Origin of the sequence: Actinomyces mediterranea (assembly GCF_900155595.1) — a bacterium.
In the GTDB taxonomy this organism is placed as follows: domain Bacteria; phylum Actinomycetota; class Actinomycetes; order Actinomycetales; family Actinomycetaceae; genus Pauljensenia; species Pauljensenia mediterranea.
Map to the genome: position 1 here is coordinate 338,231 of NZ_FTPB01000003.1, position 15,845 is coordinate 354,075.

A 15,845-nucleotide genomic window follows, 5' to 3' on the forward strand; every position below is an offset into this window, starting at 1 on the left:
GACTCGCCCAGGTTAGCGCAACTCGGATTGCGCGCCGACGAGCGCGGCGAACTCCTCTTCGGGAGCATTGGACACGAGACGCTTCTTCGAATAGACGATGAAGTAGGCGATCCCCACGATGTAGAAGCCGAGGACACAGAAGGCCGCAACGATATCGACGAAGAAGGTGGAGACGATGGCGACGCAGCTCAGGGCGAAGCCCATCCCCGTTGTGATGACGCCACCGGGTGTGCGATAGGCGCGCGGCATCTGGGGGCTCTTCACGCGCAGGAGGATGTGCGACATGCTCATGAGCGCATAGGAGACGCATGCTCCGAATACGGCGATATTGAGGATGAGGTCCCCACTGCCCATGACGACGACGAGGCAGATCCCGATGAGCGCTTGAAGGACGAGGGCGATCGTCGGAGTCTTCCTCGAACCGGTGACCGACAGGGCGCTCGGCAGGTATCCCGCCCTCGAAAGGGCGAAGATCTGACGACTGCCGGCGTACATGAGACTGAAGAAACTGGCGATGAGACCGGCCAGTGCCGCCCAGTTGACGAAGACGGCGAGGCCGGGGCGCCCGACGGCGGTGAGCGCGTCGACGAGGGGCGCATCCGAACCGGCGATGGCCGCGGCTCCTGCGGATCCTGCTGCGAAGACGAGCGACGCCGCGCCCGTGAGGGCGAGTATCGCGAGAGCGCCGATGAGACCGCGGGGCATGTCTCGGCGGGGATCCTGAGACTCCTCGGCGGCCAGCGGAACGCCCTCGACGCCGAGGAAGAACCAGATCCCGAAGGGCAGAGCGCCCAAGACGCCGGAGAATCCCATGGGCAGAGCAGCTGTGGAACCAGCAGCCGGTGTGATGTCGAAGAGCCTCGTCGCGTCGAAGGAGCCGATTGTCCCGGCGACGAATCCCACGAGGGCGACGATCGCGATCGCCGAGATCACGAACATGAGTTTGAGCGCCTCGCCGACACCGATGATATGGATTGCTGTGAACACGAGATACGCGACGACGACGATCGTCACTGGGGTCACCCAGTCGGGGAGTATTCCAAGAGCGAGGATGTAGTTGGCGATGAAGAGCGCGATCGCCGCAGGAGCGCAGACGTATTCGATGATGAGCGCTAGCCCCGTCGCGAACCCTCCCGTGCGGCCCATGGCCGAGCGCGCGAAACCATAGCCGGCTCCGGCGGTCGGGATCGCGCTCGACAGCTCCGCGAGGCCGAAGACGATGCACAGGTACATGATCCCCATGACGAGCCAGGCGATGGCGAGTCCGAGCCAGCCCCCCTGTTCCATGCCGTAGTTCCATCCGGAGAAGTCTCCGCTGATGGTGTAGGAGACGCCGAGGCCGATGAGGAGAAGCCAGCCGACGGCCCCTCCCTGGAGGGATCTCTTCTCAAAGTACTCGTCCGTTTCTGCGGTCTCTGTGATGCACGTAGTCATGAATGCGCCTTTCTGGGGGGTTCCGCGGAAAATCCCGCGTCGGCGGGCTGGGCGGTAGTGGGATCGTCGGCCGGGCACCGACGGGGTCGCACCGTCATCGGGCGGTGGCGCGCAGGCGTACCGCTTCCGAATACTCTTTGGCAGCGCGGTACCAGATGTAGAGCCAATCCCCCACCGGGTTGCCCATCGCTGCCTTGTACATCGCCCATACGTACCAGTACCAGCCGACGAGTGCGACGGCTGCAAGACAATGACCCTTCTCGGCCTCGGTCGCCTCACGACCGAAGTACAGCGGGAGGATGTCGAGCGTCTCCTCGACCAGGTATCCCGATCCCTGGGCGATGAAGTTGCCGATGTCGCACATCGGGTCGCCCATCGCCGCATACTCCCAGTCGATGAGGCGCATCTCGTCCCCCCGCACGAGGAGGTTGGGGCCGTAGAAGTCGTTGTGGCACAGAACGGGCTCCCCGGCGCTCGTGCGCATCTGCGCAGCGATGGAGCCGATCTGGTCGGCGAGGGAGTCGAAGTCCCGCGGGAGCGGGTAGTGGATGTCCGCGAGGGTTTTGGCGATCTTCATCCCCTCGTCGAAGAAGTCGAAACTCCATGGCGAGGTCGCACCGCTCGTATGCAGAGTACGGACCATCTGAAGCGCTCGGGCGACTTGAGCGCGATCGGAGTAGTCGAGTTCCGAACAGCCGTCGATGAAGCGGGAGATCTTCCACCCCTCGTCGGGATCCTCGTGAACGAAGGTGTCGTCGAGTCCGAGTTCAGCGGCGACCTTCAGCGCGTGGGCCTCGGCCCGACGGTTGATGATCTCATTCGTGCCATTGCCCGGGTGACGGTAGATGTATTTGACGCCTTTCGCGGTGAAGAATGTCGACAGGTTCGTCAGCCCCGCTTTGATGGGTGTGACATCTGAGATCTCCTCGCGCGCGCAGTCGAGGGTCTCGCAGATGTTGTCGAGGATCCGCGAGTCGACGTTGGCGAAGAAGTCCGAATCGAAGGCGACGAGGTCGGTGAGGTAGTCGAATTCTCGGATCGTATCGGCCTCACGGGCCCTCATGACCATGTGCAGTTCCGTCGCATGGTCGCCGAAGATCTGCTCCCACAGTTTGCCGACGGTTTCCGGACGGTCGTACTCCTCCTCCAGGATCTTCAGGTAGCGCCGCGCGAATTCTCGATCGATGTAGGCGGGGCCTCGCAGTTGATAGGCGTCGACTCCGCCCGCCCCGATGCCGAGGATACGGTTCTTGCCGTCAACGTCGAGGACCATCTTCTTCGTCGCATCGACGAGGACCGCCGATGCGTAGGACTCGAAGTTGTACAACGAGAAGACGTTCTTCGTGTAATACTCGTCTGAGCAGAGGATGTAGGTGTTGCCCAGCAGTTCTTTCGCGCACCACAGGGACGAGTGATTGTTGCGCGTCGCATAGGCGGGGTTGACGATGATTTTCACGCCGAATTCATCTTCGAGGTAGAAGAAGGCCTCCTTCATATAGCCGACGACGACGGAGACGTCGTCGATGCCGGCCTCCCTGAGCTGACGGATCTGTCGCTCGATGAGGATCTCGCCGCGAACCTCGAACATCGCCTTGGGCCGTTCGAAGGACAAAGGGGCGAATCTGGTGGCGGCCCCTGCGGCGAGGATCACGGCGTTGTCGACCCGGTACGGGGCGAGTGCACTCGTCCCCTTGGCGGTCAGCACACGATCCTCGTCGAGGTAGCCGAGTGTGAGGAGCTCGTTAAAGGCCTTGTTCACAGATCCGAGGGAGATGCCCGCATTCATGGCCATGTCCCTCTGAGTGAGGGCGCCTCCCGCAGAGCAGGACTTGAGCACCTCGAACTGGTATCGGTTGAGCATGACACCACCTGTTCACATGTTTACATATTCTATCTGTTCGCGAACAGAGTACAACGTCAACACAATGAACGCGAGTATGTCGCCGCGACGTGCCTCACAGTGATTCGATGTTCCCTCGCCTGCGGGGGAGCGTCCGCACGCGAGGAGCCGCGGGTTCACAACCGAGGGCATCTCATGGCGTCGAAGACGATGCGGGCCGCCTCGGCGGAGCTCGCGCGAGCCGACCGGTGCTCGTCGACCCAGCGGCGCAGTCGGGCGCGATCCCGGCGGGGATCCTCCGCGGGACATGCGGCAGCGGAGCGCATGGCAGCTGCGATCTGGTCGGCGTCGACATCGACCGCCCAGCCGAGATGCGCATCGAGCACATCCTCACGGGCCGCGCCGCGCCCCGCATAGATGACGGGAGTCCCGCAGGCGAGGGAGGAGAGGATCTTCGTCGGGTAGGCGTAGTCGTACGCTCCGTGGCGGATCGAGGCGAGTGAGGCGGTCGCCGAGGCGTACCAGTAGCGCGCTTCCTCGGCGCTCACGGGGTCGTGAAAGATGATGTCACGGACCCCGCGCGCGCGCCTTTTGAGGGACCGCCAGGCCCCGCCCTGTCCGAGGAAGACGAGGCGAGCGCCCGCAAGATCGGAGCGCACCCGCTCGAAGGCGCTAATGAAGACCTCGGGGGCGAGCCAGTCGGCGACGGTGCCGGCATAGAGGAAGACCGGGCCCCGCGTCGCTGGGAATCCCCTGGGAGTCGCCCCGGCCCCGTCCTCGTTGATCGGGGCGGAGGCGTCGACGCCGTTGAGGACGACATCGGCGCCGCGCCCCGACAGGGCGCGCACCCGTTCGGCGACGCCCTCGGAGACGGCGATGACGCGGGACGCGCCGCGCATCGATGCACTCTCCATCCACCGCACCGCGTCGACGACGCAGGGAGGAGTGCCCTGCGCCCTCGCAGCATCGGAAAGGATGTCGGCGGCGTAGTAGACGTAAGGGGTGCGCCGGATCGCGCAGGCGAGACGAGTCATGAGGCCCGTCGTCGGCGGCGGCTCATTGACAACGACATCCGCCTTCGACGCCGTCAGGAGTCGGACGAGGAGCGGGAGGTCGAACGACAGGTAGGGCAGATAGCCGCGCACGGCGCCCGTCGTATCGCGCAGCACTGGACGTCTGTACACATGGATCGAACCGCCCGCCGCAGTCGTTTCCGCCGCCAGTTCGTCGAACTCATCGGCCTGTTCTCGAAGGCACCGGGGAGGCACCGAGGTGAGGACCACCACCTCGCAGCCCTCGTCCGCCAATGCCCGTGCCAGGGCCGCCAGTCTCAGCGCAGCCGCGGCCCCTTCGGGGGCGAAGATCCGCGTCGCGATGAGGACACGAGGACGGCGGAGCGCAGGAGTGAACGTGGACATGTATCCCAGTGTCGCAGAGTCGTGGCCGGTGCCGCACCCGCCGGGCGGCGCCGGCCCCTAGGAGGACGCGTGCGCGAGGGGCATCGGGCATCGGGCATCGGGCATCCAAGTCTGACTCCGTGTCTGGGGCTTCTGTGCGCCCGCGTGCGCGAGGGACATCGGATCGGCACAATGAGGGGGTGGATCTTCGACAGCGCGCATGCGGCCTCGTCGGGCGCCATCCGGCGCTCGCGCATGTGTCGACGCTGCTGACGGGCACTGTCCTCGCCCAGGTCGTAGTTCTCGTGACGACGCCCGTCATTGGACGGCTCTACTCCCCCGCCGAAGTCGGCTCCTTCGCGTCTATGCTCGCCATCGCACAGATGGTGGGCACCATCGCCGCACTGCGCTACGACATGGCGATCGTCCTGCCCGAACGAGATGACGAGGCCCGACGTCTCCTGCGCCTCGCCCTAGCGGTGGCGGCCCTCGTCTGCGGCCTCGCCGCGCTCATCTGCATCCTCGCCGCGGAACGCATCGCCGTCTGGCTCCACCATCCCGGCATCGCCCCCTACCTAGGATGGACGGGGATCCTCGCCCTCGCCACCGCCACCGTGAACTCCTGCGCCTATTGGTTGACCCGGACGACGGACTACCGGGGAATCGCCCGCAACCGCGTCCACCAAACGCTCGCCATTGAGGGAACGCGCATCGCCCTGCCCTTCGCGGGCCTCTCCGGCATCCTCGGCCAACTCGGCTCACAGCTCGTGGGCACCATCCTGTCGGCGCTGCTCCTCGCCTCCCGGGCGCGCTCGGGCCTGCGCCGCCCGGGGACCGGGGGCTCCCCCACCCGGGAACTCGCCCGACGCTACCGGCGAATGCCGCTGCTCAACCTGCCCAACGCCCTCGTCGACGCGGTGCGCATCAATGGGATCACACTCCTCATCGGCGTGTACTTCTCCGCAGACCCGCAGGGGCAGTTCGCCAAGGCGTGGCTGCTCATGCAGGCGCCCGTCGCCCTCGTGACGAGTGCCGTCTCGCAGGTGTTCTACCAGAGGTTCGCACGCGCCACCCGCGGCGGCCTCCTCCCCCTCGTCACACGCTCCATCGTTTTCTCCCTCGCCGCGGGCGTCCCCGCCTTCCTTCTCCTCCTCATCATCGCCCCCTCCGTTTTCCCCTGGTATCTCGGCGCCGAATGGGGCCTGTCGGGCCTCATCGCCCGTGCACTCGTCCCCTGGCTCCTCCTCACCGTCGTCACCTCCCCGATCTCCACAGTCTTCATCGTGACGGACCGCCAGGCCCTCATGCTCTGCTTCTCCCTCGTCTATGCGGCGGCCCCCCTCGCTCTCATCTCCTGGCTCGGCGCCTCCGGAGCATCGATCGTCTCGACCGTATGGGCGGTGTCGGGAACAATGACGCTACTCCTCGTGCTTCTCACGTGGTTGACGCTGCGGGTCGCCGCCTCATGGGACCGCGCCATCGGCAGAGGGCAAGCATGAGAGTCGCCGTGACGAAGGGCACGCTGTGGGTGCCGCCGACCTACTTCGCCCTCCAGCACGCCCTCGCAATGCCCGAGATCGACTGGCGGGTCTTCACCCTGTGCGCGCGCGTGAGCGACCCGGCGGCGCGTCTCGACATCGACGAGGCCGTTCCCGGAGCGGAGATCGTTCCGATGCGGCTGCGCACCGTCCTCAAATGGGGGAGGATCCGGGCGATGGCGCGTCGGATCGCAGCATGGGAACCGGATCTCATCCATCAGCATCAGGCGACATGGTCGCTGGGGGCCGTCGAGGCGGCGAGACGCACGGGCGCTCCACTCGTGACGACCCTGCACGGCTTCGACGCGCATCTCGGCCCCCGGGAAGCGAAAAGGACCCTCTTCGGGCCGACAGGCGCGTGGAACGCCGTGAATCGGACGGCTGCCTTCGCAGAGTCGGATCTGCTGCTCGCAGTGTCGCGCCACCTCGCCGATACGGCGATACAGGCAGGAGCGGATCCGACAAGGCTCGAGGTCCACTACCAGGGGGTCGACACCGACTGGTGGACGCCGACGGGGATACGGGGCGACAACGGCGCCGGGGCTCTTGGGAGCACCGGGCCGCGGGGAACGGGCGGCGATGCGCCCATCGTCTTGTTCGTCGGGGCGCTCTCACGCCTCAAAGGCGTTCCCGAGCTCCTCACCGCCCACGCCGCGCTGTCGGACACACCGCACAGACTCGTCCTCGTCGGCGACGGCCCCCTGCGGCGCGACGCGAAGGCCGCGGCGACGGCGGATCCGTCGATCAGCGTTGTCGGAGGGCTCGAGCGGACGGATGTGCGCGAGTGGATGCGCGCCGCGAGCGCTCTCGTCCTTCCGACTCGCACGACGCTCGGCCGAGCGGAGGCTGCGGGGCTCGTCCTCCTCGAGGCCCAGGCCTGTGGCCTGCCCGTCATCGCGAATGCGGTCGGCGGCGCACCGGAGATGGTCGCGCCCGCCTGCCGGGGCCTCCTCGCCGATGAGACTGACTCGGCCTCCCTGCTCGGAGCGCTCAGGCGAGTACTGTCGATGAGTGAGGAGGAGCGCACCGAGATGGGGGCGCGCGGACGCGACTGGGTCGTCGCGCAGCGCTCCCTCACCGGGGCGATCGGGCAACTGCGCGACTACTACGACCGGGTGCTCGTGCGCGGAGCCTGAGCACCGGGGCGCGTGCCGTGCGGCGTAAGATCCGTCGTCCCCTGGGCGCGGAGGAGAACAGCCGCGCGACCCCGGCGCCTGACTCGCGTCGCGACGCTCAAGACTCACGCCGAATCGCCGGTAGAATGGCATTCATCGCCCGTCCTCGTTCGAGGGGGTGCGCCGCATGAAGACCCGCATAGAGGAACCCGCATGACGTCTCTTTCCACTGAGGAGATCAAGTCTGTCGAACTTGACGTCCTCAAGGAGCTCGATCGCATCTGCACTCAGCATCATCTGACATACTTCCTCGCCTTCGGCACCCTCCTGGGGGCACTCCGCCATCAGGGATTCATTCCGTGGGACGACGACATCGATGTCCAGATGCCCCGGGAGGATTATGAGAAGTTCTACGCGCTGTGCACGACGAGCGGCGTCCTCTCCGATCGTTTCCGCGTTGTCACTCACCGGGACGAGTCGTCGATCTACGGCTTTCTCAAACTCGTCGATACCCGCACGCGAGCAGTCGAGTCCTTCTTGTGCGAGGACCATGCGATCGGCCTGTGGGTCGACGTCTTCCCCCTTGAGCGCATCGATATGAGCACCCCCGGCATGGAACGATCGATTCGGCGGGCTCAGCGCCTCATCACTCTCCGCGGTCTGGCAGTCAGCACCCCGCGGTATGCGACGTCCCCCGCCGCTCGGATCCTCAAGACACTGCTGTATCCGTTCGTGCGCCTCCTCAACCCCTTCGCCATTGCGCGGCGCAGTGAATCATTAGCACTGCGCCTCAATACCGCTGAGGGCGCGACCGGGTCGACGATCCGCTATGCGCAGATCGTCGACGACGTATCGGATAAGACGTCGTTCACCCGCGAGCAGCTCTTCCCCCCGCGACGCGCATCTTTCGAGGGCGCGAGTTTCGCCGTGCCGCACCGCGCCGAGGAGGTCCTCGAACAATACTACGGGGACTGGCGCCGGGTTCCGCCCGCCCGGGAGCGCCCACCCGCTCATCTGCGATCGGTAACGTGGATCGACGGGGAGTGAGCATGTCTTCGGCACCGACCCTGTGCATCTTCACCCCCACCTACAATCGCGCCTACATCCTCGGGGTCCTGTACGAGACACTCCTCGCGCAGACGAACGGCGACTTCATGTGGCTGATCGTCGATGATGGGTCCACAGACGACACGGAATCACTCGTGCGCTCATGGATCGAGGAGAATCGGATCCGCATCGACTACATGAAGAAGGACAATGGGGGCAAGCCCCGGGCGATCAACACCGGCGTCGAGCGCTGCCCGTGCCCCCTCTTCTTCGTCGTCGACTCCGACGATCACCTCGTCCCCACCGCCGTCGAGCACATTCTCTCCGTCTGGTCCACGATCGAGGGCGACGACCGGTACGCGGGCATCGTCGCACTGCGGGGAACCGACGAGCACACGCCGATGGTGACGTGGATGCCGCCGGGCGCCCGCGACGTAAAATACTGGGATCTCTTCGAAACGATGGGGTTCGCCGGTGACACCTCCCTCATCCACCGCACGGAGGTGCTGCGGCGCTACCCCTACGATGTGGCGCCGGGGGAGATCTTCGTCGCTGAGACCAGCGTCTACTACCGCCTCGACGATGAATACGTGATGCTCGCCGATAATACGATCCTCACGATCTGTCACTACCTGCCGGACGGATTGACTCGTAACTTCTCAGCGAACGCGATGCGCAACCCTATCGGCTACTGGAAGCACAAGCGCTACTGCGCGAGCCGGGCGACCACTCTCACGAGCCGTGTGCGAGAGACGATCCTCTACATCGTCGGATGCAGGCTCGCCGGCCAGGGAGGAGTCATCGCAATGGCCCCCCATCGGGTCCTCGCGATATTCTGCTACGTACCGGCACTCATTGCGCGGTATACCCTTTTCAGATAGGACATGGAGTGAGTCGACGCGAAGGCCTGTCGCTGCGCGGCAACATGCTGTGGAACTCTGCGGGTTCGACGATTCGCCTCGTCTGCAACTACCTCATCACCATTGCAGTCGTCCGCCTCTCACACGGTTTCGACGCCGCGGGCACCCTGTCCCTCGCCATGTCGATCGCGAACCTCGTCCTCCCCTTCGCGGACTTCCGGCTCCGCACGCTGCATGTCACCGATGTCTCACAGGAGCGCTCCTCGGGAGCCTACGTCGGTCTGAGAATCCTCACCTCCGCGCTGTCCTTCCTCATAGGCGTCGTCTACTCCGCCGCGACGAACTCCCCCGGCTCCCTCCTCGTCATCTCCCTCTACCTCGTCTACTCGATCATCACGAACTTCATCGAAGTCTTCCACGCGATCGACCAGCGCGCCCTGAGGATGGACATCTCCGGCAAGTCCTACATGATGCAGGGCGCATCCAACCTGATCGCGTTCTCCGCAGTCCTGTGGCTGACCAATTCGCTCGTCCTCGCAGTGATCTCCCTGTCTCTGACGACACTCATGATCGGGCTCGTTTACGACATGCCGCGCGCGGCACGATTCGAGCCGATTCGTCCGATCGTCGAATGGCGACCCGCTGTCACGACCCTTGCCGCCCTATTGCCCCTTGTCCTCGCCCAAGTCGCATCAAGTGCTGTTCTCACCATCCCCAAGCAGCAACTCGCCCTTCTGGCGGGAGATTCCGCCCTCGGCATTTACTCCTCCGTCGCAGCCCCCGCCCTCATTGTGCAAATGGGGGCCACCTACGTCTACAGTCCCCTCATGGGGACCTTCGCGGAGCAATTCGCAACGGATAAGCGGGCCGCCGTGCGACTCCTCGGTAAGACGACCGCCGTGATCCTCGCAGTCACCGCGGCGCTGTCAGTCCTTCTCCTCCTCTTCGGCGGCCCCATTCTGCATCTCCTCTTCGGTCGCCAGATCCTCGAATACACGTATCTGCTCCAGCCGATGCTGTTGTGCACGCTACTCACCGCATTCGCATGGTTCATGAATGATCTGCTGCTCGCATTGCGCGATTTCAAAGCGAGTTTCTTCGGCAATATCGTCGCAGCCGCCATCACAGCCGCGGGATCGACGTATTTCGTCACGGCTTTCGGGATGAATGGTGTGAGCTGGGTGGGCATCGTGGCCTACGCCGTCGCCGTCGCGATCCTCGTTCTCTTCTTCATCCGCGACTACCGCAGACTCGACCGCTGAGCCCCTCGATCAGCCGCTGACGGTCTCAAGCGACGTACAACGATCGATGTCGACAGCAGTGCGAGTGCTTCTCCCCTCACCTCACGGCATCTTTGACGGCGAGGAGGAAAGTTCTCCCGAACTTCGTCGTCGGCTCGAGAATCGCACCCTCCGCCCATTCATTCCACGCGTTGATGAACACGATCCTCTCACTGCGCTCGCGCACCATGACGGAATTGATATGGGCTCCGAGCCATCGTCTGAATGTATACGGATTCGACCCGTACCAGACTTCGGGTTTCCACTGGCGCCGCGCAGTATTGTCGAAATTCACCATGACACCCGGGTAGCGGTCGTTGGCGCCCTCCCGCGCTTTGATGATCGATGCCTCGGCCGTCGCCTGGTAACTCATGAAGTTGCCCCTCCAACGAGAGTCGAAACCGACCGACTCCGCAGGTCCGGCAACCCAGGGGAGATTATGCGGCGGGAACTCCAGCGTCCCATCGATCTCATCGCGGGACTCTTTATCGACCGCGTCGAAATCCTGAGCGACCTCGACTGAAATCAGCAGGAGTTCACCGACCCCAGCTTCTCGGGCGCGTCGGCGCCATTCGTTGGCGACTGCGCCGAAATCCGCCATCTGCCCGGGGCGGTAGACCGCGAGCAGAGCCTGTCCATTCACTCTCATGTATCGAGGGTCGAGGAGGAACTCCATGATGTCGTCGATGAAGTCTTCTGCGGGAACCTTGTCGTAGTCCTGTCCGATGAGGATGTCCTGGGAGCGTCCGTCCCAGCGCCTCGTCCAGTTCTCATTGGCCCACATGATGCAGAAGGGGAAGTCGGTGTCAGACGCGAGCAGCGATTCGATGGGGACGTTGAGCAGGCGTTCTCCGGAGAACCAGTAGTAGTAGTACATGAAGCCCGCGATACCGTGCGAGGACGCGAGTTCCGCCTGCTCGCGGCGCACATCGTCGATCCTCAGATCGTAGAAGCCGAGGTCTGTGGGGATCTTGGGCTGGTAATGGCCCTTAAAGGTCGGCACAGCGCTGGCGACATTGGTCCACTCCGTGAAGCCCTTCCCCCACCAGATGTCATTGTGGGGCGAGGGGTGGAACTGGGGCAGGTAGAAGGGGACCACGCTGGCCCGCGGTTCCACCTGAGCCTCCGGCAGGAAGGACTCGATGAGCATGTCACGCCGATCGTCGAGCGGCTCGAGTTCATCGGTGCTCGCCATGCGCAGCCCCGCCTCGTCGGTAAGGATCCCGACGATCCTTTCAACGGCGTGAGCCGTTGTTCCATCGACTTGGCCAGCCTCTTCATCGAAGTCATCGGTAATGAGGCTGAGGCAGCGCAGCCCTTGGAGGACGAATCCCCTGCACCAGTACATCGACCCCGAGGGGAAGCGCAACTCGCTCGCAGTGACGCCGAGTTCGATCCTGCGCAGCAGTTGCCGCACGATGCGCTCGTCACCGCCCCAGAACTCTTTGCCCACGATCGAACCCGGGGCCGTGACGACGCCCAGATCGGGGTCATCGGCGAATGAGGCGATAATCCTAGCGATATTGTCCTCAGAAGCGAGGAGTGAGTCGAGGAACTCCCCCCTCCAGTTCTCCCCCGAACCGGACAGCTGCGCATGCTGTTCCCGCCAAGGGCTCTTCTTCGTATGGACCTTGAGGATGAGGTCGTACTGGTCGAGGACGCCGGAGTTGACGAGATGGATCATCGGGAGGATGTCGCGACCGCGGTTCTCACAGTCGACGACGACGCCGCGCCTCATATTCCCCAGGGTGGCGGGCAAGCGCACCTCCTGATCGGACACGTTCGTCACATACACGTCGAAGGGGATGGGGATGAGGCAGACCTGTTCGAGCAGTTCATCCATCAGGTCAACGTAGAAGCAATTGATGACTACGGCGATACGACTGGTCGTCCCCGTCTGCATCCAGTCATAGGTGCGCCACAGGTCGGGGAATCCGGAATCCTGCCGCCCGCCCTGGCGCGCGAGGTAGTTGACGAAATCAGCGCGGTGCTTGGCCCTAATGCCGTGAATACTCCCCGTCGTCAGTAGATCGACACCCATTTGACGAGCACGGAAGCCATAGTGCTTGGCACGGCGAATGGCCCCGTGAGCCGTAATCCTTCGCATTCTCTTTCCTACCATTCACGAATGTCAGTATGGAAACGTTGTTTGACGAATTGAATGACGGCAGGCGCCTGTTCGACCACCGCCGGATGCGTGAGCATCGTCCGCTTCACGAAGGGGATACCGGCTTCCACCAGTTCACGCCAGCCTTCGATAGTCGGATTGCCGTTCTCGAGCTTGAGCTCCGGCGCCGATACATATGAGTCCCAGGAGTACGCCTGCTCGAAGGCGTGTCGGCTCAATCCCAATTCATAGTTGATGACCACATCGTCCTTCGTCGGCTCGACGCGGATCTTATTGAAGAAGACGCGCCACGCGGCATCGTCGAGGATCCCATTGTGGAAGCACAAGAAGAAGCTCTGAAGGTGGCGGACGATCTGGTACGACGTCGTCATCGCTCGGATGTCCGGGCCGGGCGTGCACGCCCAGTCGAGAAGGAAGGCGATATCGGCGAAAGGCCCGAGCAATGAGTCATTCGTCAACAGGACGCGGTTGGCCCGACGGATCTGTGGAAAGGAGCCGAGGCCAGTCGCCCAGGAGCCGAAGTCGTAGCCGAGATTGGGGCGGCGCACGATGACCGTCGAGTCGGGCAGGCCGTAGGGGAATTCGAGGGGCTCGTCGGCTTCGCATGTCGAGATGATCACCGGGAGGAAGCCCGCTGCATCGAGTTGGTTCAGATACGCCGACAGGGACCGCGTCTGGGTCGCAGTTGTCGAGAACTGGGCGACGAGTGCCACCTTGTCGAGCCCCTTTAGCGGGATGGTTCCCCGCTCGGTGCGGATGTGGCCCTTGACGACATCCACGACCAGAGGACGGTCTCGAACTCCGGCGGTCATTGATTCCCTCTCGTTCCCAGACGGAGCGGCATGGTGACCCGCCATGACACGGAGTTCCTCAATGTGCGCAACTGATCCCACGACTCGTCGAGCTTGGTCTGCGTGATCGCGAGTGCCTCGTTCAAGCGCTGAATCTCGTGCTGTTTTGCGGCGATCTCGCGATTCGCGTTCCGCAATGCTGCGCGGAGGCGATGCAGTTCCATCTGTGCTGCGTCATGTTCGCTGCGTTCAGGCATGGTCGGCTCCATCGTGAGAAGACTTGCTGATGGCCGAGCCCGCCCAGACTCCCGGGGGGAGCGCAACGAGGCCGGGTTCGGTGATGACGTGGTCCGCGCGGACGATGAATTCTTCGAGTCTCTCCGCGTAGTCCAATGGACGGCCCGCGCGGTGGAGGGCACCGGTCATCCAATAGTGCCCCGGCTGGATGATGAGGTCGTCGATGCTGTAGTCAACTGCCCACGTGCCCGCGGGGAAATCGTACAAGACGCCGCCGTTCTTCGAATTCGGGCCCGCGACGACGACGCCCGCATCCGTGGCGAGGGCGATCCCGACCTCGACGCCGGACACATCCGCATAGGAATCGATGACGAGGCGAATCGTGGCGGGCTTCTTCGTCGACAGGAAGGACACTCGCTGTCCATTGGCGTCGTAGTATTCGACTCCCTGGATGCGACACTCCCCACTGCCCTGACGATTGTGGTAGTCGTCGGCGTTCCCCGCCGCGACCGCGTCGAAAGCAGCAACGCGCTTGGCGTTCTCCTGCTCGTTGACGTCCTCGAGGTAGGCGGAGACGACATCGCGCGAGGGGCCGATCTTACGGACCCTCCCGTGGTCGAACCACACGCACTCGTCGCACATGTCTTGCGCAATCGACAGCGAATGCGTGACGAGGGCGATCGTCGTGCCCTTGTCGCGCAGGACGCGCATGAACTCGAAGCACTTGCGCTGGAAGTTCTCATCACCGACGGCGATAATCTCGTCAACGATAAGGATCGTCGGAGTGACGGCGACTGCGACGGCGAAGCCGAGTCGGACCGCCATACCGGAGGAGTAGACCTTCACAGGCTCATCGATGAACGCACCGATGTCGGCGAAGTCGATGATCCACTCGAGGGAGTCGTCGATCTGCTTCTTCGTGCGCCCGAGGATCGCTCCATTGAGGTAGATGTTCTCGCGTCCGGTCAGCTCCCCGTGGAAACCGGCGCCCAACTCCAGCAGCGCATCGACTGAATTCGTCACATGGACGGCGCCGCTCGTGGGACGGTAGACGCCTGCGAGGATCTTGAGCATCGTCGACTTGCCGGAGCCGTTGTGTCCAATGAGGCCGAAGGTCGTCCCCTTGCGGATCTTGAAGGATACGTCGTCGAGCGCCTTGAATTCCGATGTCTTCTTCGAAAAACCTCGGACGAAGATCTCTTTTGCAGTCGAACGCTGATCCGAATGGACGCGGAATGCTTTGGAGACGTGCTCCACTTCAATGGCGTATTCGACGCCCTCTTCAGCCATCGCCACCATCAGATCCTTTCTCCAAGGTCGCCGCCCCATCGCCTGTTGACAAGAACAGCCGTGACGAGGGCGATCGCCGCCCACGTGAGGCAACCGATCCACAATGACGGGCTTCCCGCGGTGAGATCGTAGGTAATGGCCCTGAACAATGTGACGAACTGAGCCATGGGCATTGCCATGACGAGATTGTGCAACGGAATTCCGTAGAAATCCGTAGGAATGATCGACGGGTTGTAGATGATCGGGGTCGCATAGAACATCAACTGGAGGAATACTCCGACTAGATGCGCAAGGTCGCGGATGAAGACATTCCAGATCGACACGATCACCGCGAGGGAGCCGACGAATACGACGAGGATGGCGAGGACGACGGGGACGAGGAGCCATGTCCACGACACATTGCCGAGGAAGAGGAGCACCGCGAGCAGAATTCCGACCTCGATGAGGGATTGGACTCCGACTGCGAGGCTCGCGCCGAGGACCGGCGCATATGCGGGGAAGTACACCTTTTGGAGCAGGCCTCCGGTGCCCAGCAGGCCTGCGATCCCCGAATTGATGGAGTTCTGGAAGAAGCTCCAAATGGTGAGCCCGGCGAACATCCACACCGCGAAGATGCCGATGCCCGCGTGACGCGATGCGATCTCGGGGGGTGTCATCTTGAACAGCCCGCCGAATACGAGCGTATAGATCCCCAGCGTTGCCATGGGGACAACGAGGGACCAGAGCCAGCCCAGCGCAGTCCCATTGAATTTCGACTTGAGATCGCGCTGCCCGAAGGCGTTGATCAATGTCCATTGCTGACCGATGGGCTTGACGGGCCTCACGTTCGACCTCTGCGGTGCATCCACGTACAGTCCCCTTTCCTTGAAACGTATGCTAGCCGATCAT

At 63.5% G+C, this 15,845-nt stretch carries 13 protein-coding genes; 5 read left to right on the forward strand and 8 right to left on the reverse strand.

Features of this window, described 5'->3' with window-relative positions; genetic code table 11:
* Positions 1-12: 12 nt before the first annotated feature.
* The 3 genes from eat to BQ7471_RS02640 all read right to left on the reverse strand — a co-directional run bounded on the left by eat (position 13) and on the right by BQ7471_RS02640 (position 4,692).
* Complete coding sequence (gene eat / locus BQ7471_RS02630) at positions 13-1,434, reverse strand: ethanolamine permease (RefSeq protein WP_076463994.1); 1,422 nt, start codon at positions 1,432-1,434, stop codon at positions 13-15.
* Positions 1,435-1,528: 94 nt separating this feature from the next.
* Positions 1,529-3,295, reverse strand: coding sequence for a phosphotransferase (locus tag BQ7471_RS02635; RefSeq protein ID WP_076463996.1), 1,767 nt, complete (start codon positions 3,293-3,295; stop codon positions 1,529-1,531).
* 155 nt (positions 3,296-3,450) lie between these two features.
* Positions 3,451-4,692: a glycosyltransferase gene (locus BQ7471_RS02640; protein ID WP_076463998.1), complete on the reverse strand. Its 1,242-nt coding sequence runs from the start codon at positions 4,690-4,692 to the stop codon at positions 3,451-3,453.
* Positions 4,693-4,871: 179 nt separating this feature from the next.
* Here BQ7471_RS02640 and BQ7471_RS02645 point away from each other — a divergent pair, with 179 nt between their 5' ends.
* The 5 genes from BQ7471_RS02645 (at position 4,872) to BQ7471_RS02665 (ending at position 10,493) form a co-directional block, all read left to right on the forward strand.
* Positions 4,872-6,170, forward strand: coding sequence for a lipopolysaccharide biosynthesis protein (locus BQ7471_RS02645; protein ID WP_076464000.1), 1,299 nt, complete (start codon positions 4,872-4,874; stop codon positions 6,168-6,170).
* 8 nt (positions 6,171-6,178) lie between these two features.
* Positions 6,179-7,345, forward strand: coding sequence for a glycosyltransferase family 4 protein (locus BQ7471_RS02650; RefSeq protein WP_235821210.1), 1,167 nt, complete (start codon positions 6,179-6,181; stop codon positions 7,343-7,345).
* A 192-nt stretch (positions 7,346-7,537) separates the two neighbouring features.
* On the forward strand, positions 7,538-8,371 hold the full coding sequence (locus BQ7471_RS02655; RefSeq protein ID WP_076464004.1) for a LicD family protein: 834 nt from the start codon (positions 7,538-7,540) through the stop codon (positions 8,369-8,371).
* A gap of 2 nt (positions 8,372-8,373) precedes the next feature.
* Positions 8,374-9,252 (forward strand): glycosyltransferase family 2 protein, encoded by an 879-nt coding sequence (locus tag BQ7471_RS02660; RefSeq protein WP_076464005.1) that lies wholly within the window; start codon positions 8,374-8,376, stop codon positions 9,250-9,252.
* Between the two features lie 8 nt (positions 9,253-9,260).
* Positions 9,261-10,493 (forward strand): lipopolysaccharide biosynthesis protein, encoded by a 1,233-nt coding sequence (locus BQ7471_RS02665; RefSeq protein ID WP_076464007.1) that lies wholly within the window; start codon positions 9,261-9,263, stop codon positions 10,491-10,493.
* A 76-nt stretch (positions 10,494-10,569) separates the two neighbouring features.
* Here BQ7471_RS02665 and BQ7471_RS02670 read toward each other — a convergent pair whose 3' ends face one another.
* From BQ7471_RS02670 to BQ7471_RS02685, 5 genes are all read right to left on the reverse strand, one after another.
* Complete coding sequence (locus tag BQ7471_RS02670; RefSeq protein ID WP_076464405.1) at positions 10,570-12,552, reverse strand: glycoside hydrolase family 99-like domain-containing protein; 1,983 nt, start codon at positions 12,550-12,552, stop codon at positions 10,570-10,572.
* Between the two features lie 74 nt (positions 12,553-12,626).
* Positions 12,627-13,451 carry a rhamnan synthesis F family protein gene (locus tag BQ7471_RS02675; RefSeq protein WP_083663207.1) on the reverse strand — a complete coding sequence of 275 codons (825 nt, stop codon included), beginning with the start codon at positions 13,449-13,451 and terminating at the stop codon, positions 12,627-12,629.
* A complete protein-coding gene (locus BQ7471_RS10730; RefSeq protein ID WP_083663208.1) occupies positions 13,448-13,687 on the reverse strand; it encodes a hypothetical protein in 240 nt (79 codons plus the stop codon). The genes BQ7471_RS02675 and BQ7471_RS10730 overlap by 4 nt, the downstream gene beginning before the upstream one ends.
* Positions 13,680-14,957 carry an ABC transporter ATP-binding protein gene (locus BQ7471_RS02680; protein ID WP_076464406.1) on the reverse strand — a complete coding sequence of 426 codons (1,278 nt, stop codon included), beginning with the start codon at positions 14,955-14,957 and terminating at the stop codon, positions 13,680-13,682. Before BQ7471_RS02680 ends, BQ7471_RS10730 begins: the two co-directional genes overlap by 8 nt.
* A gap of 8 nt (positions 14,958-14,965) precedes the next feature.
* Complete coding sequence (locus BQ7471_RS02685) at positions 14,966-15,805, reverse strand: ABC transporter permease (RefSeq protein ID WP_205408237.1); 840 nt, start codon at positions 15,803-15,805, stop codon at positions 14,966-14,968.
* Positions 15,806-15,845: the final 40 nt, after the last annotated feature.